This window comes from Mesorhizobium sp. M5C.F.Ca.IN.020.32.2.1 (assembly GCF_004023105.1).
Taxonomy (GTDB): domain Bacteria; phylum Pseudomonadota; class Alphaproteobacteria; order Rhizobiales; family Rhizobiaceae; genus Mesorhizobium; species Mesorhizobium wenxiniae.
Window position 1 is genome coordinate 1 of the sequence record NZ_RZSX01000003.1, and the last position, 25,203, is coordinate 25,203.

Annotated in this window: 24 protein-coding genes; 16 read left to right on the forward strand and 8 right to left on the reverse strand. The window is 58.0% G+C overall.

Annotation, left to right across the window (positions count from 1 at the left end):
* The first annotated feature begins 206 nt into the window (after positions 1 to 206).
* A complete protein-coding gene (locus EOA86_RS00250; protein WP_348633308.1) occupies positions 207 to 389 on the forward strand; it encodes a helix-turn-helix transcriptional regulator in 183 nt (60 codons plus the stop codon).
* Between the two features lie 476 nt (positions 390 to 865).
* On the opposite strand, the gene EOA86_RS00255 is transcribed toward EOA86_RS00250, so the two are convergent.
* A complete protein-coding gene (locus EOA86_RS00255; protein WP_029354712.1) occupies positions 866 to 1,132 on the reverse strand; it encodes a DUF2285 domain-containing protein in 267 nt (88 codons plus the stop codon).
* A 109-nt stretch (positions 1,133 to 1,241) separates the two neighbouring features.
* Here EOA86_RS00255 and EOA86_RS00260 point away from each other — a divergent pair, with 109 nt between their 5' ends.
* Entirely contained in the window at positions 1,242 to 1,460 is a 219-nt protein-coding gene (locus EOA86_RS00260) for a helix-turn-helix transcriptional regulator (protein ID WP_029354714.1), read from the forward strand.
* Positions 1,461 to 2,199: 739 nt separating this feature from the next.
* On the opposite strand, the gene EOA86_RS00265 is transcribed toward EOA86_RS00260, so the two are convergent.
* From EOA86_RS00265 to EOA86_RS39205, 3 genes are all read right to left on the reverse strand, one after another.
* Positions 2,200 to 2,898 (reverse strand): OmpW family protein, encoded by a 699-nt coding sequence (locus EOA86_RS00265; RefSeq protein ID WP_128187358.1) that lies wholly within the window; start codon positions 2,896 to 2,898, stop codon positions 2,200 to 2,202.
* A 76-nt stretch (positions 2,899 to 2,974) separates the two neighbouring features.
* Positions 2,975 to 5,098, reverse strand: coding sequence for a prolyl oligopeptidase family serine peptidase (locus EOA86_RS00270; protein WP_128340389.1), 2,124 nt, complete (start codon positions 5,096 to 5,098; stop codon positions 2,975 to 2,977).
* A 413-nt stretch (positions 5,099 to 5,511) separates the two neighbouring features.
* Complete coding sequence (locus EOA86_RS39205) at positions 5,512 to 5,712, reverse strand: hypothetical protein (protein WP_128340390.1); 201 nt, start codon at positions 5,710 to 5,712, stop codon at positions 5,512 to 5,514.
* Between the two features lie 308 nt (positions 5,713 to 6,020).
* Between EOA86_RS39205 and EOA86_RS00280 the strand changes: the two genes are divergently transcribed.
* Positions 6,021 to 6,311 (forward strand): hypothetical protein, encoded by a 291-nt coding sequence (locus EOA86_RS00280; protein WP_128340391.1) that lies wholly within the window; start codon positions 6,021 to 6,023, stop codon positions 6,309 to 6,311.
* 100 nt (positions 6,312 to 6,411) lie between these two features.
* Here EOA86_RS00280 and EOA86_RS00285 read toward each other — a convergent pair whose 3' ends face one another.
* Both EOA86_RS00285 and EOA86_RS00290 read right to left on the reverse strand, forming a co-directional pair.
* Positions 6,412 to 7,443 carry a hypothetical protein gene (locus EOA86_RS00285; RefSeq protein WP_128340392.1) on the reverse strand — a complete coding sequence of 344 codons (1,032 nt, stop codon included), beginning with the start codon at positions 7,441 to 7,443 and terminating at the stop codon, positions 6,412 to 6,414.
* A gap of 35 nt (positions 7,444 to 7,478) precedes the next feature.
* Positions 7,479 to 7,976, reverse strand: coding sequence for a hypothetical protein (locus tag EOA86_RS00290; RefSeq protein ID WP_051695310.1), 498 nt, complete (start codon positions 7,974 to 7,976; stop codon positions 7,479 to 7,481).
* 212 nt (positions 7,977 to 8,188) lie between these two features.
* On the opposite strand from EOA86_RS00290, the gene EOA86_RS00295 reads away from it, so the two are divergent.
* On the forward strand, positions 8,189 to 8,863 hold the full coding sequence (locus EOA86_RS00295; RefSeq protein ID WP_128340393.1) for a hypothetical protein: 675 nt from the start codon (positions 8,189 to 8,191) through the stop codon (positions 8,861 to 8,863).
* Between the two features lie 695 nt (positions 8,864 to 9,558).
* Here the strand turns inward: EOA86_RS00295 and EOA86_RS00300 are convergent.
* A complete protein-coding gene (locus EOA86_RS00300) occupies positions 9,559 to 10,593 on the reverse strand; it encodes an IS110 family transposase (RefSeq protein ID WP_126057753.1) in 1,035 nt (344 codons plus the stop codon).
* 447 nt (positions 10,594 to 11,040) lie between these two features.
* Between EOA86_RS00300 and EOA86_RS00310 the strand changes: the two genes are divergently transcribed.
* A complete protein-coding gene (locus EOA86_RS00310; RefSeq protein WP_164783573.1) occupies positions 11,041 to 12,258 on the forward strand; it encodes a D-arabinono-1,4-lactone oxidase in 1,218 nt (405 codons plus the stop codon).
* Here the strand turns inward: EOA86_RS00310 and EOA86_RS00315 are convergent.
* Positions 12,255 to 13,082, reverse strand: coding sequence for a MurR/RpiR family transcriptional regulator (locus EOA86_RS00315; protein WP_029354755.1), 828 nt, complete (start codon positions 13,080 to 13,082; stop codon positions 12,255 to 12,257). The two genes, EOA86_RS00310 and EOA86_RS00315, sit on opposite strands and share 4 nt — an antisense overlap.
* Positions 13,083 to 13,372: 290 nt before the next feature.
* Between EOA86_RS00315 and EOA86_RS00320 the strand changes: the two genes are divergently transcribed.
* The 11 genes from EOA86_RS00320 to EOA86_RS00370 form a co-directional block, all read left to right on the forward strand.
* Positions 13,373 to 14,317: a BadF/BadG/BcrA/BcrD ATPase family protein gene (locus EOA86_RS00320; RefSeq protein ID WP_051695319.1), complete on the forward strand. Its 945-nt coding sequence runs from the start codon at positions 13,373 to 13,375 to the stop codon at positions 14,315 to 14,317.
* On the forward strand, positions 14,314 to 15,327 hold the full coding sequence (locus EOA86_RS00325; RefSeq protein ID WP_091597870.1) for a glucosamine--fructose-6-phosphate aminotransferase: 1,014 nt from the start codon (positions 14,314 to 14,316) through the stop codon (positions 15,325 to 15,327). Before EOA86_RS00320 ends, EOA86_RS00325 begins: the two co-directional genes overlap by 4 nt.
* A gap of 368 nt (positions 15,328 to 15,695) precedes the next feature.
* Positions 15,696 to 16,574, forward strand: coding sequence for a sugar ABC transporter permease (locus EOA86_RS00330; protein WP_128340394.1), 879 nt, complete (start codon positions 15,696 to 15,698; stop codon positions 16,572 to 16,574).
* An 85-nt stretch (positions 16,575 to 16,659) separates the two neighbouring features.
* On the forward strand, positions 16,660 to 17,484 hold the full coding sequence (locus tag EOA86_RS00335; RefSeq protein WP_164891500.1) for a carbohydrate ABC transporter permease: 825 nt from the start codon (positions 16,660 to 16,662) through the stop codon (positions 17,482 to 17,484).
* Between the two features lie 24 nt (positions 17,485 to 17,508).
* Positions 17,509 to 18,810 carry a sugar ABC transporter substrate-binding protein gene (locus tag EOA86_RS00340; protein WP_127284306.1) on the forward strand — a complete coding sequence of 434 codons (1,302 nt, stop codon included), beginning with the start codon at positions 17,509 to 17,511 and terminating at the stop codon, positions 18,808 to 18,810.
* A 79-nt stretch (positions 18,811 to 18,889) separates the two neighbouring features.
* Complete coding sequence (locus EOA86_RS00345; protein ID WP_091597859.1) at positions 18,890 to 20,368, forward strand: sulfatase-like hydrolase/transferase; 1,479 nt, start codon at positions 18,890 to 18,892, stop codon at positions 20,366 to 20,368.
* A 197-nt stretch (positions 20,369 to 20,565) separates the two neighbouring features.
* A complete protein-coding gene (locus tag EOA86_RS00350) occupies positions 20,566 to 21,342 on the forward strand; it encodes a MurR/RpiR family transcriptional regulator (protein WP_236387750.1) in 777 nt (258 codons plus the stop codon).
* A gap of 72 nt (positions 21,343 to 21,414) precedes the next feature.
* Positions 21,415 to 22,563, forward strand: a complete 1,149-nt coding sequence (locus tag EOA86_RS00355; protein WP_126038499.1) for an ABC transporter ATP-binding protein — start codon at positions 21,415 to 21,417, stop codon at positions 22,561 to 22,563.
* Between the two features lies 1 nt (position 22,564).
* Entirely contained in the window at positions 22,565 to 23,515 is a 951-nt protein-coding gene (locus tag EOA86_RS00360; RefSeq protein ID WP_128340396.1) for a sugar ABC transporter permease, read from the forward strand.
* Positions 23,515 to 24,348 carry a carbohydrate ABC transporter permease gene (locus EOA86_RS00365; protein ID WP_029354774.1) on the forward strand — a complete coding sequence of 278 codons (834 nt, stop codon included), beginning with the start codon at positions 23,515 to 23,517 and terminating at the stop codon, positions 24,346 to 24,348. Before EOA86_RS00360 ends, EOA86_RS00365 begins: the two co-directional genes overlap by 1 nt.
* Positions 24,349 to 24,406: 58 nt before the next feature.
* Positions 24,407 to 25,203, forward strand: a 797-nt coding sequence (locus EOA86_RS00370) for an extracellular solute-binding protein (protein ID WP_245497066.1), incomplete at its 3' end; no start/stop codon positions are given.

The window sequence follows — 25,203 nt, forward strand, 5'->3', positions numbered from 1 at the left end:
GTGTTGAGCTTTGAGTCCTATCTGTTCCCGTTGATCGATTCATGTCTGCCGCGAACCTCGCATGTTGATCGCTGGATCCAAGGCAGAATATCCCAAAATGGGATAATCCGAAACAGGGATTAGTCGCTGAGCCGGTCTCTACCTGACCGGTTCACCTAATGCCCAAATCTCTTCGATCTCCCCGCCACCAGCGGTTTCTGGCCCAGTTGATCTCACTGCGCAAGGTCAAAGGGCTGACGCAGGCGCAGGTGGCTGAGAAGCTTGGTCGTCCGCAATCCTTCGTGGCGAAATATGAGGGTGGAGAGTGGCGTCTCGATGTCATTGAGTTTCTCGACGTAACTGCGGCCCTCGCTGATCCGTGTGAGATTCTGTTGAGCCTGCGGACGTAGTGGGCGCCCGCGCCCATCACCGCGCGTCCCGGGTGCCGGTGGGTCGATCCCCGCTTTTCTTGGCTCAGGGCGTCTCGGCCATTCCGCTGCGCCTCCTAGCGCGTCGTTAGACTCTCGCAATTCTCTCTGTTGTGCCTTTCCCAGCAGGTGGCGCCGCATCCTTCTAGGCCCGCCGCGGCGTCCCGCAACCCTTAGCTAGCTGTGAGCTTTCAGTAGGTTGTCCATCCGGTCCTTCGGATGCGGTGCGGCTCAGACGGCGGGCCCGTTCCTGTCATGACTCGCCGCCGCACCGCTTCCTGGCGCAGCCATTGGCGAGCGGAGGACAAAACGATGAGACAGCGAAGCGCTGGGCCATCCGCGCCGACTGGAAGTCCTCGCGATCATCTTCGAGCGCATTCGCGCTGTGGTGATGCGTCGATGCATGGTGGTTACGCGACTTCGTTGCTTGAAGCGAAGCGACCGCACCGCCCATTTCGTCAACTGGCGAACAAATCCTTGTAGCCGCTCGTCACCACCCAGTTTGCACGGTCGAGATGACTGCGAAGAACGTTCCGTGCGCGCTCCGGTTCGCGTGCCGGATCAATGCCGAGGATCACATGGGCCATTTCCTCTTCAGTGGCGTTGTCGGCTGAGGCGTCCAGGAGCCTCATATAGGTTGTAAAGTGGTCCTTGTCGTAGGCTGTAATGCGGTCCGACCAGGGGACCTCGTCGGCAAACGGCGTGTTCGATTTGGGCTGTAACATCGCTAATTCTATCTCCGGCCAATGGACCCGCGAAGCCCTCTGCCTGCTAAATGTGGATTACATATTATAGTTGATAAACTCAAGCCGCCTGATCCGCTGGCTTGCGTGCATGGATATGCGCAAGTTGGTCGGACGGAATGTGCAGAGGATCAGGCAAAGGAAGCGTCTGACGCAGGAGCAGCTTGCGGAGATTTCCGGGTTCAGTCAGCAGTACATCAGCGGCTTGGAGAAAGGCCGAAGAAATCCGACAATTATCACGATCTATGAACTGGCATTGGCCCTCGGCGTCAGCCACATGGATCTGGTTCGGCCCGACAAACAGGCCTGATGCACCTGCCCTCCAAGTACCTGGCGGCCGGACGGCGCGCGCCGGGTGCTCGTGAACCCAATCCGCTTTTCTTAGGGCCCCCCGGCAGCCCCTGCCATTTGGCTCGCCTGGCACGGGCGCACCCTATTGGACAGTCGGCCGCTGCGGTTTTTGTCAGCCTTTCCTGGGGCGTGGGGGTTGGTCGGCATCCCCTTTTAGGCCCGCCGCGGCCTCCCGCAACCTTCGCTCTCGCTTCAGGTCCTTCTCTTCGTTACGGTCCTTCGGATGCGGTCCGCCGCTTTCAGCGGGCCTAATCGCTTTCTGCCGCCCACCCACGGGGACAGGCACGCGAGACTGGTATGGAGCGTTGCGGTTAGCGCGCGAACAGCAAAGGAACTGAAAAAACAGGCAACTGTCGCAGCATGGCTGAACCAGCCATCGTGTCGGCATCTAGGAGCCGCGTGTTCGCCTTACGCTGACACGAAGCTCAGACATGACGTCCGGGAGACGATGCTGGCAAATGGTCTGGCTGAAGCATTCCACCCATAATACCAAAGCCCGTCCCGATCCAAAGCGCTTCTAAGCACTCCATCTCAGGCGCAAGGCCGGTTGGCCAGTGCACCTTCTTGGTCCGCCAGAAGAGAACCCCGCCCGAGAATAGCTTCATGAGGTCTTGCCCTGCAGTGTCGACCGTAAAAAGGGCGCGCGAGGCGCCCTTCACTTTAAACCGGCAGTCGGGAAGCAGACTTCACTCTGATATTCAAAAGCGGTAGGTGACACCTGCGCCTATCAGCCAGGGATCGAGCTCCGCCTTCCCCGTCAGCTTCGCGCCGGCCACCGTGACGTCGAAGTCCGGCTTCAGGAAAAGCTTCTTCACGTCGAAGTTGACGCCCCAGTGCTCGTCCACCATGTAGTCGAAACCGACCTGCAGCGCCGTGCCGAACGTATTCTTCACCTTGAGAGCGTCGGCGCTGCCGGTGTCCTGGTTATAGAAAACCGTGTAGTTCACGCCGGCGCCGACATAGGGCTTGAACGCGCCGAAATCGGTAAAATGGTACCGCAACGTGAGCGTCGGCGGCAGCAGCCAAACTTTGCCGATGCTGCCCAACCCACCGATCGTCCCTTGGCCCGCGATGTTGGCATAGGTGGTACCGAGTATGAGTTCGGCGGCGATGTTGTCGGTGAAGAAATACGAGATATCGAGTTCCGGCGTCACCGTGTTCGAATAGGAAAGACCGGAGCCGGGAAGCGTATCAACGTAGCCCAGATCTTTCGTAACGACGCCCAACCCCCGCAGGCGGACCTGCCAAGGGCTTGGCGCTTCGGTGACCGAGGCTCCCGTCTCCGCCAGGACGGTCTCTGCTTGCGCAGGCTCCGCGGCGACGGCCTGCTGTCCCACGATGATCAGGGCCACCGCCGCTGCTATTGCCCGCGCTACGCCCATTCGCGTTCTCGCCATGATATTCACTCCTTGATGTTCAGAAAGGATGCACTGCACTATTTCGTCTCCTGCTCGAATGAATTGTTGATGGAGCTCAAACGCTCCTCTTCGTTGCAACGCGTTCCGCCATCTCCGGAAGGTGATCGTTGAAGCCGATTGCGCTGCGGAGAAAATTGGTGCCTAGACTGATGAATGCGGCTTGCTCCCGATTGTCCTTGCCGTAGCCGTGCCCGCCTGCGCTGGCCTCGTAGAAGTAAGCGGGATAGCCAAGAGCCTGCAGTTTTGCGGCCATCTTGCGCGCATGGCCCGGATGGACGCGGTCGTCGCGTTTCGTGGTGGCGATCAGGATAGGCGGATAGGGCTGTCCCGGCGCCGCGGCGTGATAGGCGGAGATTTCCTTCAGGAAAGCCCAATCGTGAGCCTTGTCCGGATCGCCATATTCGTCGATCCAGCTCGCGCCCGCCAAGAGCTTGGTGTAGCGACGCATGTCGATAAGCGGAACTGTGCAGAACAGAGCCCCGAAATGCTCAGGATAGCGGGTCAGCATGTTTGCGATCAGCAGGCCGCCATTTGAGCCGCCCTCAGCGGCAATCCGCCTCGGCAGGGTGATGCCCCTTCGCACGAGGTCGGCGGCAACGGCGGCGAAATCGTCATGGGCGAGACGCTTGCCCTCCCTGCGCCCGGCATCGTGCCAGCGGGTGCCGAACTCGCCGCCGCCGCGGATGTTCGCCTCCACACACGTGCCGCCGCGCTCGAGCCACAGCTTGCCCAGCGGGGAGTTGTAGTAGGGCAGGAGTGATGTGCCGAACCCGCCATAAGCGGAAAGGTGAACCGGAGCATCTCCGTTCCCGTTCGCCGGACCAACCTGCGTGTAGGGGATCAGCTCATGATCGATAGAGACTGCCTCGTGGCGCGTGACCACCAGTCCGGATGCATCGAAATTCTCCGGGCTGCGCTTCAGGATTGCTGAAGCGCTGAGAGACGGCGCGGCATTGAGATCGAATAGCAAGAGCTGCGGCGGCGTGATCGGATCCTGAGCACAGACCAGGACCTCTCCATTGGTCTCGTGAACTGCCGCATCGAATGACCAGACGTGGACAGTCCCTTCGGCGGGCAGGGTGTCCAGGACTCGGCGCGTCCATTCCTGGTGGCCGGGAGTGAACATCTCGAAACGCGGTACGAGATTGACGAGGTAAGAGATAATGAGCTTCTCGTCATTCCAGAAGAATGACTGCAGAGAGCGCCTTTCCCCTGGTTGAAACAGGGTCTCAAAACGGCGTCCGCCTGCGAGGAAAGAGGAAAGCGAGATGACGATCAGCGCGTCGGCGGGATGGCTGGTGCCTCCCACCGTCCAGGGCTTGCGCGGCCTTACCGCCAGCCAGTCGCCGAAGACCCGCCACGACGCGTCGCGAGGAAGATCGATCTGCGTCCTCGGCCCGCTCCTGTCGCCGATCCAACTGATCTTCTCGTAGAAGGCCCGTTTCTCAATGAACCAAAGGCGCTCGCTGCGGCCGGTGCGGTCCGAATGACCAGACACCTCGAGGCTCTCGAACCCGGCCTCGAAGATTACCGGCGTGGTGAGGGGATCCGCGTCACGCTTCCACAGTCGCACGGTGCGCGCATAGCCGGAGCGGGTGGCCATGCCATTACCAAGCGCACTGGAAAGCAGAAGCGTGTCAGGGTCCAGCCAACTAACGTAGCCTTTGGCCTCGGGGAGATTGAAACCGTCGGCGACAAAGCTCAGAGAGATCAGGTCGAATTCGCGATGCACGACCGCGTCGCTGCCGCCGCGCGACAGGCGCAGAACGGCTCTTTCCCGTCTCTCCGGCTCGACGGACGCGCCGTCCCAGATCCAATCCTCTCCGTCGCTAGCCGCGAGAGCATCTAGATCGAGCAGTAGCTCCCATTGGGGATCCGCCTTCATGTAGGCGGCAAGGGTGGTCCGGCGCCACAGTCCGCGTGGATTTCCGGCATCTCGCCAATAATTGTAGAGGTACTGACCACGGCGCGCGATCAGGGGAAGGTTGTCGCGATTGTCGAAAATGGCTGTCAGAGCCGCCCGGTCGCGCTCGAACTGCGTTCCACCGAAGTGCTTCAGGGTCTTTGCCGACTGGCCGGCGGCCCAGGCAAGTGCCCGCTCGCCCTCTACATCTTCAAGCCAGAGATAGGGATCGTCGTCGGGAGCATCCAGCGTTGGACGGACATCAAATGCGTTCATGTCCGGACAGCCTTCAGAAAGAAGGGATAGAGGCTTCCGTCGGCTCGGGAACGCTCAGTGTTGGTAGCGGCGCCCACATGTTCGAAAAGCGTGATCATTGATGAGTTCTTCCAGTCGGTGCGGCATCGCAGGGCTTTTGCGCATAGGATCGCAACCGTCGTGCCAACTGGGAAAATCGTTTCGGAACAATGCGATCGCTCTGGAAGCGTTGTGTCACATGTCCGACATCGTCGAGAATCCGACAACGAGTGCTCCTCCTAATCACCGGATCAACCTCCGGCGCCAGTCGGTGACACCGTGCAGAACTCGAGCAGTGAAGCTCATTGGTGAACTTGGTTGACGCCCAACATCTTCGCTCTGGAGCGCTTCACGCACACGGATTCATGGCAGACACCATGAGGCGATCGATGCGGTTAACGACCAAGCTGGCTGCGCCTGTGGGTTTCAGCCGCCAGCTGGAAGCAGCGGAGTTCTGAGGAGATGCGACGAGCGCCCCCAAAGCTCGCGAAGCGCATTGAATACGTGAGCACTGTCAGATACGGATCGGCGGGATCTTCCCCTTCTTGCGTCGGGCTGGAAGTCGGTGCCTGCGCGCCTGCCAGCAGGGTCTGCATGCTCCGAAGAAAGAGGAGTTTAGGCCCGCGATCCTGACTCGCCACACCGACGTAGAGGCGGGCTGGCTCTCGTGTCGATGGCACAGTCCTGGCGAAGAAGCTGTCGGTACGGTGGATGCCGGGTGGCGGAAATACGGCCGTCTCCGAACGATCGAACAAGGCTGCGATCTGTTTCTCCGCCCTTCGGACGGTCGCGGTCGAAGCGACGATTTTGGACGAATGAGTCCATGAAGACCCGGCCGCGACGACAGCAGGTCGATCGCTGTTTCGTAGAGTGCGGCCACCGTTCCAAGCGGGCCAGAGATCAGGTGCAGTTCGTCCTGGATGACAAGATCCGGCGGATCGAGCCGATGCCCGTTTCCGAAGGGGCGACCTTCGCCTGGCTCATACGCGCCGAAGAACCCCTTGTCCGGATCATACCGGTCTACGTGTCCAAAGAATGCGCCGCTCTTGCCAATCCATGGAAGGGAGGCAAATTTGTCCACCGTGGCGATGAGAAATGCGGGAAGACGGCGGTAAATTGGCTCGTCCACCACGAGCACCGGCAGGTGTCGATCCCGCGTGAAGTCGCATTCGGCGTTCTCGCATTTGAGCACTAGATTCTGCGGAGCCGTCCTGTTGGGCGTGAAGTGGAAGCTCTCTGGCTTGAAGGGCTCACCACACCACGGACATGCCTTCAGTGGCACCGGGGATTTCGTCTTAGGGCTGCGCTGGTACCGCTTCAGCCAGGTCGTCACGGCGTCCTTGTCGGAAGAATTTCGCGGCTGGATTGTTCGGTGAGGCTGCGCCGCCTACCCAGAGTCCAATCTCGATCGGCCATTCGCCAAGCGTCTTCCGGCCATTGTCATCATGGGTCCGCAGGAATTCGAGCGCGCAGACGAGACCAGCGGCGTGAGCAGGCGTAACGTGTAGCGCATGATGACGCTGATGCCCGCACCCAGCACGCCAGATCCGCGGAGCCGCCTCAGCACAATCGCATAGGCGGCAAGTCCAAGATACGCTCTTGCCGCCGCCGGTCGGAAAAAAAAGCAGGTCGACGATCTCGCGCTCACCACTGTTTCGGTCGGTCACGCCAACGAGATTGAGGAGGACGAAGGCTAGCTGGAACGGCCGCCATGTTGGCGGGTCTACATCGCCCGGCAGCTTCTTCTGGATCACTGCCTCGCGCCGGCGGTTGGCCATCGCCATCGCCGTATTCATCAGGCCGAATGCTTCACGCGCCACCGTATCACGCTTAAGGAGATCTATCCCATCGCGAATCCTGCTGCCGGCGGTGTCAACGTTTTCCAGAAGCGCCTGGCCCGTCTTTAGCCGTCTCGGCGCAAGCCCTGGCATCATTCCTTCCTGACCCCGCCGCCACTCGGCGTAAAGTTCAGGCAGTGAATCCAAGGCTGCACTGACCGCTTCGGCTCCGGAAACGGCAGCCCGAGCGAGAGCCTCCATGCCGAACTCGACGCCATCGCTCCTTGCCGGGACGACACGCTCCACCTCCTGCTGCGGAAGGAAATCGGTCCAAACACGCGTCACGGGGAGCGGATCGTTCGTCGCGTCACGCCGTTCTTGCCAGCCTGCAGATGTGTTGCGACCAACGGCATATTCGCGGACATCGCGATAATGGAGATCGCCCAGCCTAAGTTCGAAATCATCGGACTGGTAGGTGGACAGGTCGCTGCGCGGATAAAATCCATCCGCACATTCGAGCTCGATCCGGGTCTGGAACGCGTAGGCCACGTCCTTGTACGGAGCCTTTGTGCTCCGTCGACGGTTTACCAAGAAGACGGTGATGACGCGCAGACGCTCTTCAGCCCCTTCCGGAGTCTTTTGACGGAGCACACGGTGTGAACGGCGACTTCGATGCCGCCGCCCGGCCTGTGAGGCGCAGCGCTTTCCGGCAGCGGGATCCCGGACTGGTTCCGAGTGACGTCGAGGACGATCGCGGCTTCGCCGGAAACCCGAACCCAACGGAGGTTCTCGGGCTTTTCTGGCTTTGGCTTGCCCTTTCCCGACACTTCGGGAATGAGGAGCGCATCGGGCAATGGGGGCTCCGTCTTATAGTTCCCCCATGTTGCGCGCAGCGTGACTTGACTCACCGTTTCCGGAAGAACCACCGTCAACCCTATCGACGACGGAAGAAACCTGTCCCGCGGTGGTTGGTCAGTCGAATCCTTCTCATCGACCTCCTCCTCGACAGCGGAGTCCAGCGTCTCACTGGCGAGAAGGTCGTCGGCGGTTTCTTCGATGGTTTCCTCGCCGTCAGGTATCACAGGCGCAACACCGTCGTAGGCGGGAACGATAAAGCCCCCGACGTACCAGCGATGGCTTCTTGGTCAGGACTTCGCGTGCGAGATCCTGATCAAGGTCAGGATTCGGGCCGACTAGGTCGGATATATCGCGATTTGGACCAGCGAAGCCCCAGTGAGGATCGTGGCTGGCCGTTGATCGGAAACGAATCGGAGGCACCTTCAGGTAACGCACGATGAAGTTCACCATTTCCCTTTCTGATGCAGCTCGTCACACTATTACGCTTGCCACACTGGAAGCCTATGTTCTCGGAGATGGTCGTCCGCGCCGAACAAAGCTGGAAACGCTGGGGTATCTTTGGGGCTTCAGTCGCGAGGACTCGAAAGGAACGACCCATTTCCATGTCGATCTTATGAGTCTCAGCATTTCAGCCAAGCGATCACGGAACAGCGTGAAGCCCAACGATCAGGCTGTCCGCCTGAAGAGCGAACTGATGGATCGATGGGCACCACACTTGACGCTCATCGGTGATTTCCACAGTCATCCCTATGAAAATCTTGCCGAGGTACGGATCATTAGTGGATTCGAGTTTTCGGATGCTGACGAAGCATCATTTCTAGACGACGACTTCCTGTGGGAGCGGGCTAACGACCAGCCAATCATGCTGGCAATGACAATCTGCAAGCTGGCGCGGGTCCATGAAAAGCATGCCGCTGAGACCATACGCTCGAACATTGCGCGTTTCGACGTGGGTGAATTTCGGTTCTGGTTGAATGCTGCTGTTGGATTCCTAGACGCCTCCGGGTCCAGACGCTGCACTGGGAATCGTCCTTCAAACGTGGAACTCAGAATTGATTCTCGCTTCTACAATCACTCGAGAGACAGGCTCGTCGTTGCTACCGTGCATTGATTTCCTCGCCTTCTCCCATGGGAGCTTAAGTTTCGTGCGGAAAAACGATTATCAAGAACTCGCCGACGTAAGTCCGGAAATTGGCACGTACAGGCAGGCCTTACGGCTGGAATGATAATGACACCTAGAGCTCATCTTATGACTTGCGAGTCGGTTTCCGATGTAACTACGCGAAATATCAATCGTCACAGCTATGTCCCTGTGGTTCATGACGGTGGTTTCGGGGGACTATTCTTTGCAGAACGCTTCTTCGACGCGACACCGCCGAGTGGAAAAATCTCTGAGCGTGTTTCCGCTCCAGAAGAGACGTTGGTTGGAGCCGACGCAAGCATTCTAGACTTCATCCGAGACGCCGACCAAAGGCCGTGTCGGCTAGGGCCGTCCTCGTCAAGGCAAATTTGATGCAAGAAGGGATCGCCCATCCGGGTGTGCGGAGAGCGTGATTGCATTTTGGTTGTGCTATATCGCCTGCTTTCCTGCCGTATGAGGTTCTGCCCGGGTTCATGCTTCGGTCCGTGGTCGGCGCGGCGGCCGCCAACATGATGCTTGTCCAATATGGTTCCGATGCGCCCATCTCATTGGCGTGCTCGCCCGGCGGGGCGGCATCAGTCCAGACCGCGGCGTCATCGGGACCACGTCCCGGGTCGGGGACCTCGCAGGTCTGCGCTCAGGCAGACTTCAACACGGAGATTAGCTCATGCATGGATCGGCTCTGGCGCTCCTTCCCAGCGGAAGTTTCCTCCGTCCAGCCACATCCGATGCAGGATCACACCGATCCGACGCGCCAAGGCCACCATGGCCCGCTTGGTGCCGCGCCGTTTCGCGACCCGCGAGGCCCATGTCCGCAACCACGACCCACGGCCCCGGTTCATCATGACGGTTGCGGCCTGGCATAAGGCGTGGCGTAAATGGGCGTCACCGGCTTTGGTGATACCGCCTGTCACGTCGCGCTCGCCGGACTGCTGCCGTGAAGGGGTGAGGCCGACCCACGGGCCGACTTTCTTCGACGACGAGAACCGAGCCGGATCATCCACGGCCGACTTGAAGGTCAATGCGACCACCGCGCCAACGGCCGGCATGGTCATCAGCAAGCGGCAGGTCGGGTCGTCCTGTGCTAGGCTGCGCACATGCCGCTCCAGTCGCGCCAGTTCATGGCGGAGGGTGGCACGGGCGCGAAGCATCGGCTCGGTTGCCGCCACCAGCGTAGTGTTGCTGGCAACCAGTTCCTGAATGCGAGCATCAAACCGTCCTTTGGAGATTGCGCCGACTTTCAAGCCGAAGTTCCGCAATAACCCGCGCAAGGACATTTCCAGAGCGATCACGCCCTGCTGGATGGATTTGCGCGCCCCGAGGAGTGCGCGGATCTCCTGGGCAGACACCGACTTGCAATGGACTGGCCGGAACCAGCCCAAATGTAGCAGCCGGGCAATACCTTCAGCATCGCGCCGGTCTGTCTTGATCGGCATGGCTTTCAGAGCACCCTTCACTTGCCGGGTTTCCATCAGAACCACTTCCAGGCCGGCTTCGGTCAGCCCACGGTGCAGCCATCGCGACAACGGCCCGGCTTCCATCCCGATCATCGCAATTTCGCCCTGTTGCTCCAGCGCGAATTGCGTCAGCGCCGCGGGATCGCTGCCGACCTCAGCCTCCTTCACGATCTTGCCGTGCTCGCTGACAATGCAGACCGCAGTCTTGGCGAGTGAGACATCCAACCCAATGAACAGTTTCATCCCGTAATCCTCCTGTCAGAATCAGATACGGGAGCGTCGGCGGCAACCGGTCAGCATGCAAACGGTAACGGGCAGCGCACGACGCAGGCCCCGTTACAGCATCTCATTGATCCAGAAGATGAACGCTGCAGCGAAGGCGATTGCTGACAAGAATGTGTGCGCGCATCGGTCGTATCGAGTGTGGATGCGTCGCCAGTCCTTGGTCGGTCTGCCGGGGCACCGAGTTATAATGGAGATAATCTTCTTTTGTATCTATGTCGATGATGATATCCGTCATGCCTGCCAAAATGAGTCGGCGCTGGGCACAGCGTGACGACCCTATTCTGGCGGGCCGAGGCGGCTGCCCCAGCACCTAGCAGCGAGAAAACACACGCAAGGAGAACTCCATTGCCTTCTTCAGAGACCAGAGCGCAGACACTCGGCCCTAGCATGATTTGGCGGAACTGGGTGAGCAATCAGGTTTGTCGGGTGAAGCATTTCGAAATGCCAAGTTCGGACGATGACGTCTGCAGAACGATCAAGACAGCAGCTTCAACCAATCTGCGCGTCCGCGTAGTGGGTACGGGGCACTCTTATACGCCGATTGTCCCCACGGACGGAGTTCTAATCTCCGCGGAGCGTCTAACAGGGATCGAAAATATCGACCCAACCAACGGCAGCGTAACCCTCCGCGGCGGAACGCGGATTTGTGACGTTGGCCTTGAACTGCGTTCTGCTGGTTGGGCATTGCCCAACCAGGGCGATATCGATCTGCAGACGATGAGCGGGGCCGTATCGACGGGTACGCATGGCAGCGGCGATAGTTTGCAATGCTTAGCGGGCCCGATAATTGGAATGCGGATAGCGATGGGCGATGGATCCATCGCCAATTTCGATGCTTCGCAAGACATCGATGTCCTCAACGCTGCGAAAGTTTGTCTCGGAATGCTTGGCGTGGTGCTTTCCGTCACGATGAAGCTTGTTCCTGCTTTTGATCTTCATGACAAAATATGGCGTGAGGATTTTGAAGAATGCATGAATCATTTGGATCAGCTATGTCAGGAAAACCGGAGCCTCCGCGTGTTCTGGTGCCCGACCGAACACTCGGCATCGTTATACAGCCTGCCCGACACGTCTGGCATTGGTCGTACGCGCAGTAAAGCTGATGTCTGCGAAATCAGAACGCTGAACGTCACAACTCAGCCGTCAGCAGCTGTCGAAGCACAGGCCGGCGAGAGAATAGGGCCCAGCTATCGGATATTTCCGGGTTCAATTCCGATGCCGAACCATAACGAATGCGAATACTCGGTGCCCTACGAGGACGGTCCGGCGGTATTGCGTGAAATACGCAAGCTGATCCAGACGAAGCATCCGTCGCAGATATTCCCGGTTGAGTATAGAACCGTGGCGGCTGACGATATTTGGTTGAGTCCATACTTTGAGCGGAAGACCGCAATGATATCGGTGTCCGGCGCAGCAGGAGAGGACTACTGGGATTTCATCCGCGATTGCGAGACAATCTTTTCCTGGGTAAAAGGTCGTCCGCACTGGGGCAAACTTCACAGCCTGGGCCGGTCCGAGATCGAAGCCTTGTACCCAAGATACGGGGATTTTATTTCTCAAAGGGCTCGCTTCGACCCGGACGGTCGCTTCCTGAACGACTACCTGCGCGAACGTTTCGGCTAAAAGCTTTTATCTATGGTGGCTTCTGCGGTTCGCTGCATAGCCGCCTGGAACTTGCTGCCATCTTTAGCGATCATGTTGGCGAGGATGTCGATGATCAAATATTGTCCAGCGACCCTGGAGAATGCTCCTCGCGTGATGGGCGTGTCTGTTGAGGATGCTCCCAGTACAGCGTCCGCGTTGGCAGCGATCGGACTGCGTATATGACAGGTGATTGCGATGGTAAATGCGCCAGCCGCCTTGGCCGCCATAAGTGAGTTGATTGTATCCTTGCTCGAGCCAGATTCCGAAATTGCCAGTGCGACTTGCTTCGGCCCGAGATTCACTGCACTCATGACGGCGAGATGTGGGTCGTCCAGCACGCGCGACACCAGTCCGAATCGAACAAACAAGTAATGCGCGTATCGGGCCACATTCGCAGAGCCGCCGAACCCGTACAGATCTATGCTTTTTGCTCGTATGATCTGTTTTGCCGCCAATTCGAGAGCGGCGTGGTTCAACAGGTCCTTTGTCTGCTTGAGCGCGGTGATGGCCGTCGACAGCGTGTCGTCGATGACGTCACCAGACGGGCTGGCGTGTCTGATTGTCTGGTGAGTGGAGAGTTCGATCCCCAATGCCAGTTTGAAACGCTGGAAGCTCGAAAATTTGATGTCTCTACAGAACCTCAAGACGCTCGCTTCGCTCGATCCGGATCCGTCAGCAACCTCCGTGATAGTTTGGTTCACGACCTTCGCGGGATCGTTAAGGACGTACTCACTGATGCGAAGGAGCGCCGGACTGAGGCTGGGCTGAGACGAACGCAAGCGCGCCAAGATCTTTTCCTGCATTTACGATTCCCTTGATGTCGCCGAGCTCCAGCTCCCTAGGCTTGATTGACACAGGCAGTGAAAGCAATAGGAATTTTTCAGCAGATTGCCAAGCCGTGAACATTGTTTTCGTTAGAGCCCCCAGCCGCCTGCCAGCCTTTTTGCACGGCATTTGACCATCATCGCCGCGCGGGGAAAGAGTCGCGCATGATGAAAAAAACCATCTTTGACAGACGAAAAAAAAGTGATATTCCTTCAGCGAGAGACTGGGACCGCGGCCGCTGGGCGCGAATGCGAACAGAGATGACGAGATGGGTTCTATATCGATTGGTGTCGACATCGGAGGCACCAAAACGCATTTGAGAAGCTGCCTGGAACAGGGCATGGGCCGCGACTTGGTGGTGAGGACCAGTGAATGGCGTTGTGGAGCCTATGACCACGATATTCCTGGACTAATCGCGCTAATCAGCGGATTTGCGGATGGCGCCACTCCCAACGGCATCGCGATTGGCTCTCATGGATGTGATGATGAGGCCGAGTGTGCCATCCTGCAAAAACCACTTTCCAATCATTTTGCCTGCCCGTTGAGGGTCGTCAACGATGCAGAGCTATTTCCCCTAGCCATGGGGCTTTCCAGCGGAATTGGTGTCGTCGCGGGAACTGGCTCAATCGCCGTTGCTCGGGACCAGAAAGGCAGGATGCATGTCGCAGGCGGTTGGGGCTGGGCAATCGGAGACGAAGGGAGCGCTCCCGGTTTAGTACGTGAGGCTGGTCGAGCAGTGCGACGGCACATTGACCTCGGAGGGGCAAGGTCAGAGCCGCTTGTCGAAGCGCTTTGTGAGGCATTTGGACTGAATAGCCCCACGAACATCGGCACCGCTATCGCGAAGGAAGGCGGTGCCTCGGCTCTGGGGCGACACGCACCCGTTATCTTCTACGCAGCCAATGAAGGCTCGTCGTTGGCTAAGCGCGTTATTGACGAGGGCGCAGCGGCCCTGACCCAATTAGTTCACCACCTGAAGTTGGCGGGCGTGTCCGACAAAGACGTGGTGGTAGGCGGAGGGGTCATCCTCGCCCAGCCACTTTTAGCCAATGCGTTCTCCCATCAAATTTCCGATCGTTTCGGGGCGACAGTGGCGGTCACCTTCCTCGACAAGCCGCCGGTCTTAGGCGCCTGCGTCTTGGCGCGGCAACTTTGCAGTGCCGGGGATGGCCCAGAGACCTCAATTGTCTCTCAACATATGGATATCCAATGATTTACAGGTCAACGATCGCCCGTCAACCCAATCAGTTTCGCCATACCTTGGAAGTGGTCGGAACGCAGCTTCGCGACCTTGATCTCGCGCCATTTGAAAAGGGGACTGTCGTCGTTACAGGAATAGGCGCGAGTTACGAGGCAGCGGGGGTAGTGGCCGGTGAGCTGCAACGCCGCGGCAGACGAGCAAATACTTGGCGCGCAGTCGATCTCATGGAGCCGGGGGACCCTGGCGACGCGATCATAGTCTTTTCTGTCGGAGGAAGAAGCATCGAGCCAATCGCTGCACTCACCATCCACAGCACGTTACCATCCCTCGCGATTACAAGCGGAGGCAACGACCCGCTGTCACGCACCGCTTCGGCAGCACTTCGCTTCGAGTCCGGTCCGGATTCACTGCCGTCGAGCACCGGCTACACAGGCTCGCTGCTGGCAGGCGGGCTGCTGATAGATGCGCTCTGCGGTGAAGACAGCTTCAATTGGAACGACATTCCTCTGATAGCAAGCGAGGTCTTGGAAACCTCTGCGAAAAAGATGGCACGCATTGGAGAAATGTTTCATGACCAGCGGGCGATCGATTGCGTTGGCGCGATATCGGCTTTGGGTACGGCGGGCGAGGCTTGTTTGCTCATTCGCGAGGCTGCGAGGGTGCCCACCGGCGTCGCAGACACGCTGCACTACTTGCACGGCCCGATGGAATCGATGGATCAGGCAACCGGGATTTTGATATTTGGTGACGGCCGCGAAGTGCGATTGGCGCAGGAATTGGCTGAAATCGGCTGTGCAGTTCTTCTGGTAACCGCAAGCGAGTCGCCTCAGGACGCCAAAAACCTCGCAGTTGTGAAGGTGCCATCTTTGCAGAACCGCGTGGCACGATCAATCGTGGACATCCTGCCCGCTCAGCTGCTAGCCGCAGAACTGTCCGACGCGGCCGGACTTACTGATGCCCAGTTTCGTTATAGCCAAAATGACACAAAGGTGACCATGGACGAATCGGAGCCCCGGGTCTGAGCACGCGCGCCACGAGATGACACGTTCCGGACATCCTTCTTGGCCCTGATCAAGACAGCAATGGCGAGCCAGTGCAGTGTTCACGCTGTCTCGAGGCCGTCGACGGCAGAATGTGTCGTGCTTCGCCTGCCAATTGAATGGAGCGCAGCATTCTGTTTCCAAAGGCGCATGAAACTTGGAAAGGTAACTCTACGATAAAACTATACGCCGTGGAATTGTCTCGGCACGGTTGACGGCTGCGAGTAACTCACCACGGGGAACACTGCATCGTTGACGTCCTCTGCTTGCTGAAGCTCGCTTAAGCGTTGCTGGCAGCATCTGAGGTGCCCATTCCAGGCGAGCATAAATAACTCCAGGAGCAACGGACGATGGCATCTTCCCGGCCTAAAGTGTATTCGGCGCTCGTTACACCCGCGATCGCGTTCCTATGTCTTGCGACAGTCGTGCCGATTGCAGCTGTCATTGCCCTCTCGTTCGGTGACTTCAACATAGCCTTCCCGGAAAAGACGCGCTTTATCCGGCTTTACAATTACGCGCGGTTCTTGTCCGACGGTCGGTTTATCAACGCCGCGCTGCTTACGTTCATTTTGGTCGTCGTCCCCGTCGTCCTCCAATTACTGTGTGGATTAGCGTTGGCAATAGCGCTTAAGGAAAATCTCGTTGGCACACGGTGGATGCGAGCATCTTTCCTGCTTCCGTCAATAATTCCGCCAGCGGTAGGCGGAATTGTGTGGAAGCTGTTCCTCATTCCTGGTGTGGGCGGCTTGTCTTATCTCGCAAGCTTGTTCGGTCACAATTTCGAAGCTGACTTACTTGGAAGCAAAACGTCAGCGCTTATCTCCGTGATCATCGTATCGATTTGGTTTGGCGTTCCCATAGTTGCTTTGCTGCTTCTCTCGTCTTTGGACTCGATCCCAGACGAGATTTATGAGGCGGCAAACCTCGACGGAGCAAGTTGGGCCCAGGCGCAATGGCATATTTCCATACCGCTCGTCTTACCTGCGATGGGAGCCGTCGCCGTGTTTCAAGCCTTAGAGGTCCTTGGGATTTTCCCCGTGATCTTCGTGTTGACAGGTGGCGGGCCGGCTGGGGCGACTGAACCCCTAAACTTCTACGCTTTCCTGACCGCATTTACATATCTCGATCTCGATTATTCCGCCGCAATTCTCGTGGCATTCACAACAACGATCGTCGGCGTGTGTTTTTGGTCTATTCGCCAAATCTCGGCCACTCGCGTTGGGAGGTAAGCCCATGCATCGATACCTTGGACGTCACATCTCCGAATATCATCCACTCGCCAAATCTCGGCCCCTCGCGTTGGGAGGTGAGCCCATGCGTCGGGACCTCGGACGTCACATCTACGGATACCTTGTCTCCGCTGCCTTTGCGCTATTCCTGTTCTCGCCGATATTGTGGACCCTATCGACATCTCTCAAACAGCCGACCGAGATGTTTCAATGGCCGCCCGTGATCGTGGGGGAGCCATCCGCTCAGCACTATACCGCGATAATCGCTGACAAGGACTTCTCTTCCGCGCTCATCAATTCAATTGTGGTCTCATGCAGCACCATCATATTGACCATGGCGCTTTCGATCCCGGCAGCCTTTGGCATCTCTCATTTGCAGAAAACTGCGATGCGAAGGCTATTGACGCTGGTGTTGGCACTCCGGGCGGCGCCAGCGATGATCTACATCATCCCCTACTTTCTCTTTTTTCGCCAAGTACACCTCGTCGACACGAAGATTGCGCTGATCATCGTCAACACAATGTTCGCGGTTCCGCTTGCGATCTGGTATTTGTCAGCGTTTTTTGACCAAGTGCCGCGTGAAATCGAAGAAGCCGCGATGATAGACGGCGCGTCAACGCTGCAGACGATGACGCTCATCTCGATACCCATCGCCAAATATGGTATCCTGGCAACAGCAATACTGATATTCATTGGTTCGTGGAACGAGTTTCTTTTCGCGCTGACATTGACACGCGATGACGCAAAAACCGCAGCCGTCGCAATACTGAATTTCATGCCATTTGAGGGGACCGATTGGGGCAAGGCGGCAGCCGCATGCGTGCTTATGCTGGTCCCGATCGTGGTTTTCGTGCCGTTCGTAAAAAAATACGTCGCCGGCCCAACAACGACCGCTTCCGTGAAAGGGTAAAACACTAGCTCAAGGAGAAAATCAATGAGGTATCTTGGAATTCTTGCCGTTGCGTTCGGTGTTGCCGTCGGCGGGGGAGCGACGGCTCAACAGCGCTATGACGGCGCGAAAATAAAGGTCCTATCGACAAACTCGGCATACGATTTGGAGCTCAAAAAATTCGCGCACGAATTCACAGAGAAGACTGGCGCTGAAGTGCAGTTTGATCTCTTCGGTTATGCGCCGACCGTTCAAAAAGTGTCGGTCGAGCTCCTAACGCGTTCAGATAGTTACGACGTGGTATACTTAGGGAGCGAGGAGTTCGGGCGATACGCATCTGGCGATATCCTGGAGCCGCTCGATAATTACATAGACATGAAGAGTGCGGACGTACAGGATTTCATCGCTCCCGTGCTGCGCCTCTACAATAAGGACGGCAAACAGCTGGCATTTCCGCATTTCGCGGCGACACAGCTCCTGTATTATCGTGCCGACTTGTTCGAGAAAGCCGGAATCAAACAGCCACCGCAAACGTGGGAAGAGTTCCGTAATGATTGTGATCTGCTGAGAAAGGCAGACATTCAGTGCACGGCGCTACGGGGTCAACCGGATACTGGCGAGAATATATGGTTTTGGGGCCAGGTTCTTTATGGTTTTGGCGGTAAATATTTTGCGGACGAACCAGCGGATCTGACGCCCACGGTAAATTCGCCCGCTGCGGTGGAGGCGCTGAAATGGTACACGGATGTGATGACCAATTTCACTGTGCCTGGGAGCATCTCAGCAACCTTCGATGATGTTGTCATCGCGATGCAGCAGGGCCGCATTGCTATGACTGTCGAAGGCGCTCCCACCGCAGGTCGCATTCTCGATCCCAAGCTGTCGAAGGTCGTCGGCAAGCTTGGGTTTGCTTTGCCCCCTGGCGGCGTAAGTGGGAGGTTCCCGCCCTTTGCGGGACAGGCGTATGTCATTCCAGCTGCATCAGAAAACAAGGCAGCTGCAGCGGCCTTCCTTCAATGGGCGACGAGTAAAGATCTCATGAAGCGGATTTCGCTCGACAGCACCTTTGTCGCCATCACCAGGACATCGCTGTGGGACGATCCGGAAATCCGTGCGAAACATGACTATGATTATGGCCATGGATCGTTTGCGGCAACGTATGCAGAAACGCTTCGCGGGGCGCCCGAGTGGTATTATCCTCGCATTCCAGAATTCAAGGAGATCGGCGATCGCCTTGGCCGTGCCCTGCAAGAAGCGGTTGTCAGGAGCAAGAGCCCAGAGGCTGCCTTGGACGATGCTCAAGGTGATGCGGTCGAAATCGTGAAGCGCGCTGGATACCTGAAATAGCCGTTACACGTCGCCACCGGCGCGGTTTTGCGCGCCGGTGCGCGCGCGAACTGAACCTTCATAGCGCGTGGGATGAGAGTTGAGGAACTTTAGTATAGTCTGGATTTGCAGCGATCAGCAGCGTTGGGACACCTTGCAGTGCCTAGGGTTCAAAGGCACGCAGACTCCCAATATTGACCGCCTGGCGGCGAGGGGCACGGCATTCGCCCGTGCGTATTGTCAAAGCCCTATCTGCACGCCGAGCCGAACGAGCTTTCTGACAGGCTTGTATCCGATCGCACACCAAGTGCATCAGAACGGCGCCGGCACATTTCCTTCGCATCTCGTTTTGCTCCCAAAACTGATGGCGAACGCCGGATACTATACAGGGCACATAGGAAAGCTGCACCTGTCTGCCACACGTGGCATGATAGAAAAGCGCCCCGATGATGGATTTGCCGAGTTCTACTGGAGCCCTGAGCCATTTCCGGAGTGGTCAGGCAACCACGACTATCATGCGTGGATGTGGTCAAAAGGGGTCAATCCCGAAGCCTACTTCAAACCCTATCTTGACCAACACTATGGTCCGGGACCAGCCGCAGAATATCGGCAGGCGCGTTGGGCAGGCGATCGGGCTGAGCGCTTCATCAAGATGCATTCTGATCGTAGTTGGTATTTAGGCGTTAACATCGACGCGCCTCATCCGCCCCTCAATCCCCCGCCAGACTACCTCAGGCGGTTCAATCCAAATGATATGCCTGATCCTGCGTTCAAGCCGATTGATCTCGAGCACCAGAAGAAATTTGAACGAGTCGATCAGCAAGCGAAATTCGCGGTGGATCCTTGGCACGCAGCAACAGACGCGGGTGAGGCGCACAACGACGAATTGGCAGGACCTACGCATGAAGCGCCACCAACGAAGTTCAATATTTGGGAGATGAGAGCGGCCTATCACGCCGAGGTGGCACAGGTGGACGATCTGGTCGGCCGGATACTAGACACTTTGACGGAAACCGGCCAGCTGGATCGCACGATCATCGTCTTCATGAGCGATCATGGTGATATGATGGGCGACCACGGCCTGCTCTACAAAGGCTGCCGGTTCTATGAGGGTGTGGTGCATGTCCCACTTGTGATTTCCGTGCCTGGCAGCCCAGCCCAAGGATCGGTGTCGAATGCACTTGTCGAGCTGGTCGATATTGCGCCCACATTGCTCTCGTTATCGGGGCTTGAGGTCCCAAAGGCCATGCAGGGGCTGTCACTCGACCAGATGCTGCTTGGGAACACTTCATTGGATTGCCATAAGCCATACGTTGTCAGTGAGTATCACAACTCCCTCAGGTTCCGCGGCAGCCGAGGGTCTCGCGCATCGATGTACTATGATGGACGTCACAAACTAAATGTATATCACGATGTTGGAATAGGAGAGCTGTTCGATCATAAAGAGGACCCCAATGAGCATTATGACCTATGGGATAGCCACCATCACAGGGGGTTGAAATACGACCTATTAGGCCGCAGCTTTTCCGCAATGATGCTTAGAAGTGGATCCGGCCCGGAGAGAATTGAGGACTATTGACCTTGGCGGACCGACGCCAGGAAGGTCACGAGCGAGGCATTGTTCTCGCGACCTTGGGGCCGCCCTCGGTCGATTGTCCAGAAATTGTTCGATAATTTATGGTATCTCGCTGCTCTTTCCTTCATTCATAAGGGGTGAGGATTGTGGAAATGAGCGTCAACTCACCTGCAATGAAAGCGGCATCGCACGAGAGCATCTTGGCTCGCCTGCAGGACGACATTGATCGATTGCCCAATGCGCTCGCTCGCATTGCCAAATACATTCTGGAAAACCCGGAAAAGGTGCTGCACCAATCGGTCGCGGAGCTAGGTGAATTCGCGGCCAGTGGTGAAGCGAGCATATTGCGGCTTTGCCGGCAGATAGGCTTTTCCGGCTTCCGCGACTTCAAGCTGGCATTGGCGGCCGAGATTGGCCGCCCGGGACTGCCTCCTACTGCTGCTGGAACTGCGGATAGCGCTCTGCAATCCTTGCACGACACCATGGCGCAAAACCTCAGCATCGCACACAACAATGCCGATTCCGAAACTCTCGCGAAGGTCGCCGCCGCGCTTGCGGCAAGCAGACGGATCGACCTCTACGGCGCCGGAATGTCCGGTATAACGGCAGAACTGCTTGCCTATCGGCTTTTGCGTGTCGGGCTAACGGCCTTTGCGTTCAGGAATTCCAACATGGCTCACGAAGTCGCCAGCGGGCTTAGTCCCGGATGCGTTGCGATCGGCCTTTCGATCTCCGGCCTCACGGTTGACACCGTCCAGTTCCTCAAGGGCGCCCGTTCTGCGGGGGCACTGACCGTCGCCATCACCAACCGCGCCCGCAGTCCGCTCGAGAAAGCGGCTGACTTCACCCTGCAGGCCTCCGGCCTTCAAGACCACCCGATCGGCGGCACCCTAACATCGACGATCGGCAAGATCTTTGTGATCGAAAGCCTCATGCTGGCGCTCGGAAAGGCGATGGATAAACCGGTTGCCAAATAAAATTAAACTCCATATTGTCACGAAAATGAAATAAAGCACCGATAGAAAACGCCCACCGAAAGGGAACTCGGAATGGCAGCGTTAGACCTTCACATCGACGACATCGGCAAGCGGTTTGGCGCGATTGATGTCCTGCGCGGCATCTGTCTAAGGGTTGCTGCGGGGGAGTTTGTGACACTGCTGGGGCCGTCCGGGTGTGGTAAATCAACGCTTCTTCGGATCATCGCGGGGCTGGAGCGTGCCGACCAGGGCCATGTGCGTGCAGGAGGCAGGGGGCTGGACGCGGTGGCGCCGAAGGACCGCGACCTAGCCTTCGTGTTCCAGAGCTACGCCCTTTATCCGCATCTGAGCGTGCACGACAACATTGCAGCCCCGCTGGTCATGCGTGAGCTAAGCAGCTTGGAACGGCTTCCTGTGATTGGCGCGCTGCTGCCCGGAGCCATCCAACGCAAACGCTCGATCCAGGAGCGGGTCCGGCAGACATCAGGGCTTCTCAAGCTCGACGCGCTGCTCGAGCGTCGACCGTCGGCGCTGTCGGGCGGGCAGCGCCAGCGCGTGGCTTTGGGACGCGCCATGGTGCGCAAGCCGAAGATCTTCCTGATGGACGAACCCTTGGCAAACTTGGACGCAGCGCTGCGCATCCATACGCGTGGCGAGATCGCACGGCTTCACAAGGAAATGGAAACGACGACTATCTTCGTTACCCATGACCAGGCCGAGGCGGCAGCGCTTTCAGACCGCGTCGCAGTCATCTTTGGCGGCGAACTCCGTCAGGTCGCAGCCCCTGCCGATCTCTATCGCGAACCCGTCGATCTAGACGTAGCGCGCTTCCTGGCGCAGCCATTCCTGAACGAGCTGGCAGTGGCCGCACCTATAGGCGGCGGGCTCATGATCGGCGGCAGCAGGATCATCATTCGCGACGCGCTCGGATCCGGGCTGGCCGGAACGCTGGCCTTCCGCCCCGAGCATGCGACCCTGGCTGAGAAGGATCATCCAGGAGCCCTGCCGGTTCGCGTCACGCGCATTGAGCACGCAGGGATCGACGCTCACGTCTTTGTCGATGCCGAGGCCGGCGCTCAGTTCGTCGCCCGCATTTCCGCCGAGCGCGCGCGATCACTGCGTGACGGCGACAATCTGGGACTGACCATCGACGCTGAAAGGGCATGGTTCTTTCCTTCCAACGGCTCGCGCCAGCGTGGCGATCACAGCGGGGCAGTCTGACATGGCCTTAGCCAACGACATTCCGCTCAGTTCCTTAGCTCCGAACACTGCAGGCAGGTACCGGCCGGCTCGGGCCCAGGCGCAAGCTGGCATAATTCTGTCCGTGCCGGCGACGCTGTTGCTTGTTGCCCTTGTCATCGGGCCCGCCATTCTTGTCTTCTTTCTGTCCTTCACGAATGCGTCGCTCGGCTTGGCCGGAATCCAATTCATCGGGGTTGCTAATTATACGCGCATGTTGACCGACCCTGGCTTTGCTCAGAGTCTGCGCAACACCGCGCTCTATGTGGCTGTGGTCGTGCCGACGGCAATCGGGTGGGGGCTGCTCGTCGCCGTTTTGATCGCTAGATCACGGTTCGCAGTTCTCTATCGAACCGCTTACTTTCTGCCCGTGGCTGCAAGCTTGGTTGCTCTCGCGACCGCGTGGGAAGCAATCCTGCATCCAAGTCTGGGTTTTGCCAACACGCTGCTGCAGCTCCTGGGCGCATCGCCCGTCAGGTTCCTGTCCGACCCGGCGACGGCCATATATGCGCTCGCGGCGATCGGCGTCTGGCAGTTGGTTGGCTTCAACATGATCCTTTTCCTGGCTGGCCTTTCGACCATTCCAGAGGAGCTCTACGAAGCTGCGACTATCGACGGGGCGGACGGGGGACTGAAGCGCTTCCTTCTGGTCACCTGGCCGATGCTGGCGCCAGTTACGGTGTTCGTCACCGTGATGACAATTATCCGCGCCTTTTCGGTTTTCGAAACGGTCGCGGTCCTCACACAGGGAGGGCCGATGAAATCTACCTCCGTCGTTCTTTACACTTTTTATGAAGAAGGTTTCCGCTTCTTCCGCGTCGGATATGCTTCTGCGATCTCCGTTTCCTTTTTTGTCTTCGTGACTTTCCTGTCGCTCGTCCAGATGCGCGTCTCCGAGCGTCGGGCGCGCTGGAAAGCAAATGGAGGCCAGTGATGATCCTGGGGCAATCTTCCTCTTCCCGCATTGTCTCGCATGCTGTGCTTGTCACCGGCGCGATCATCATGGTCTTTCCGTTTCTGTGGATGATCCTTGCCTCGCTGACGCCACAGAGCGAGATCTTTGACGGCAGCCTGCTTCCAACGCCGACCCTTCACGGCGCAATCGACAATTACGGCACTGCGCTCTCGGCAATTCCGCTGCTTCGGTTCATGGCAAATGGCTTTGTCGTGTGTCTGGCAATTCTTGTGTTGCAGATCGCGATCGCCATCCCATGCGGCTATGCGCTGGCCAAGCTGTCCTTCCCGGGCCGCCCTATTCTGCTTGTCGGCGTCCTGCTCGGCCTTCTGGTGCCGGTGCAGATACCAACCATCCCGATCTACATAGCCCTCGCAAAATCCGGACTGCTCGACAGCTATGCCGCTCTGGTTCTGCCCTGGATCATTTCGGTGTTTGCCATCTTCCTGTTCCGGCAGTTCTTCGTGACCTTTCCGGATGAGGTGCTCGACGCGGCGCGGCTCGACGGTTTCAGCGAGCTATCGATCGCCTGGCGGATCATGCTGCCAGCAGCTTGGCCGGCCGTCGTCTCCTTCTCGATCTTCTCTATCGTGGCCCATTGGAACGATCTTTATTGGCCAATGGTGGTGATAACCAATCCCGACATGATGACGGCTTCGCTCGGCATTGCCTATTTCCGGCAGGCCGGCGAGGGCGCCGGAAATGTCGGTGCGCTGATGGCGGGGGGCGTTCTCGTAACTGCTCCCTTGGTCTCTTTTTTCCTTCTCATGCAGAAACACTTCATCCGAGGTCTGGTGCTCGGCCGACACTAGCTCCGTCTCTAAAAACCCCCATCTCAAAACTCAGGAGAGCAATGTGAAAACAGTTGCAATGATCCTTGCTGCCGGTGTCGCAGCGGCAGCCATGCCAGCGCAAGCCGAGACGAAACTCAATGTCTATTACGCCTGGCCCGAACACGAAGTGATCCACAAGCCGATTGCAGACCGCTTCATGGCGGACCACCCGGAAATCAAGATCAGCTTCCGCGCTGCTGCGCCGAGTTATGACGAAGCTGTCCAGACGTTGATTCGTCAGAGCATGGCAGGCGAGTTGCCGGACGTTCACTATGTCGGCTTTAACGTGCTCCGTCCGCTCGTCACGCGCGGGCTCGTAAAGCCCATCGACGATCTCGTTGCCGCCGATCACCTGGCCGATAAGGGCTACACGGAACAAATCCTGTCTCTGGCAAGAATCGAGGGCCATCTGTACGGACTTCCCTTCGCCATGTCGACGCCGGTCGTTTATTACAATGCCGATCTCGTGAAGCAGGCGGGCGGCGACCCCGACAAGGTTCCGACCGATTGGGACAGCTTCGTCGCACTGGCCGGCAAGGTCGGTGCGCTCGGCAATGGAACGTCCGGCATGTATTACCAGCTCGGCTCGGACGACTGGGCCACGCAGAACCTGGTACGCAACTTCGGCGGCCAGATGATGAACGACAAGGAGAGCGACATCGCTTTTGACGGTCCTGCAGGCCAGGCTGCCGTCAAGCTGTTCAAGCGGTTCCACACCGACGGCGCTCAGCCGGCGATCGACTCCCATGCCGCCCGGCAGCTCTTCACCTCTGGCAAGCTCGGCTTCTTCTTCGCCTCTGCCGGCAGTGTGAGCGGTTTCGAAGGTGAAATTGG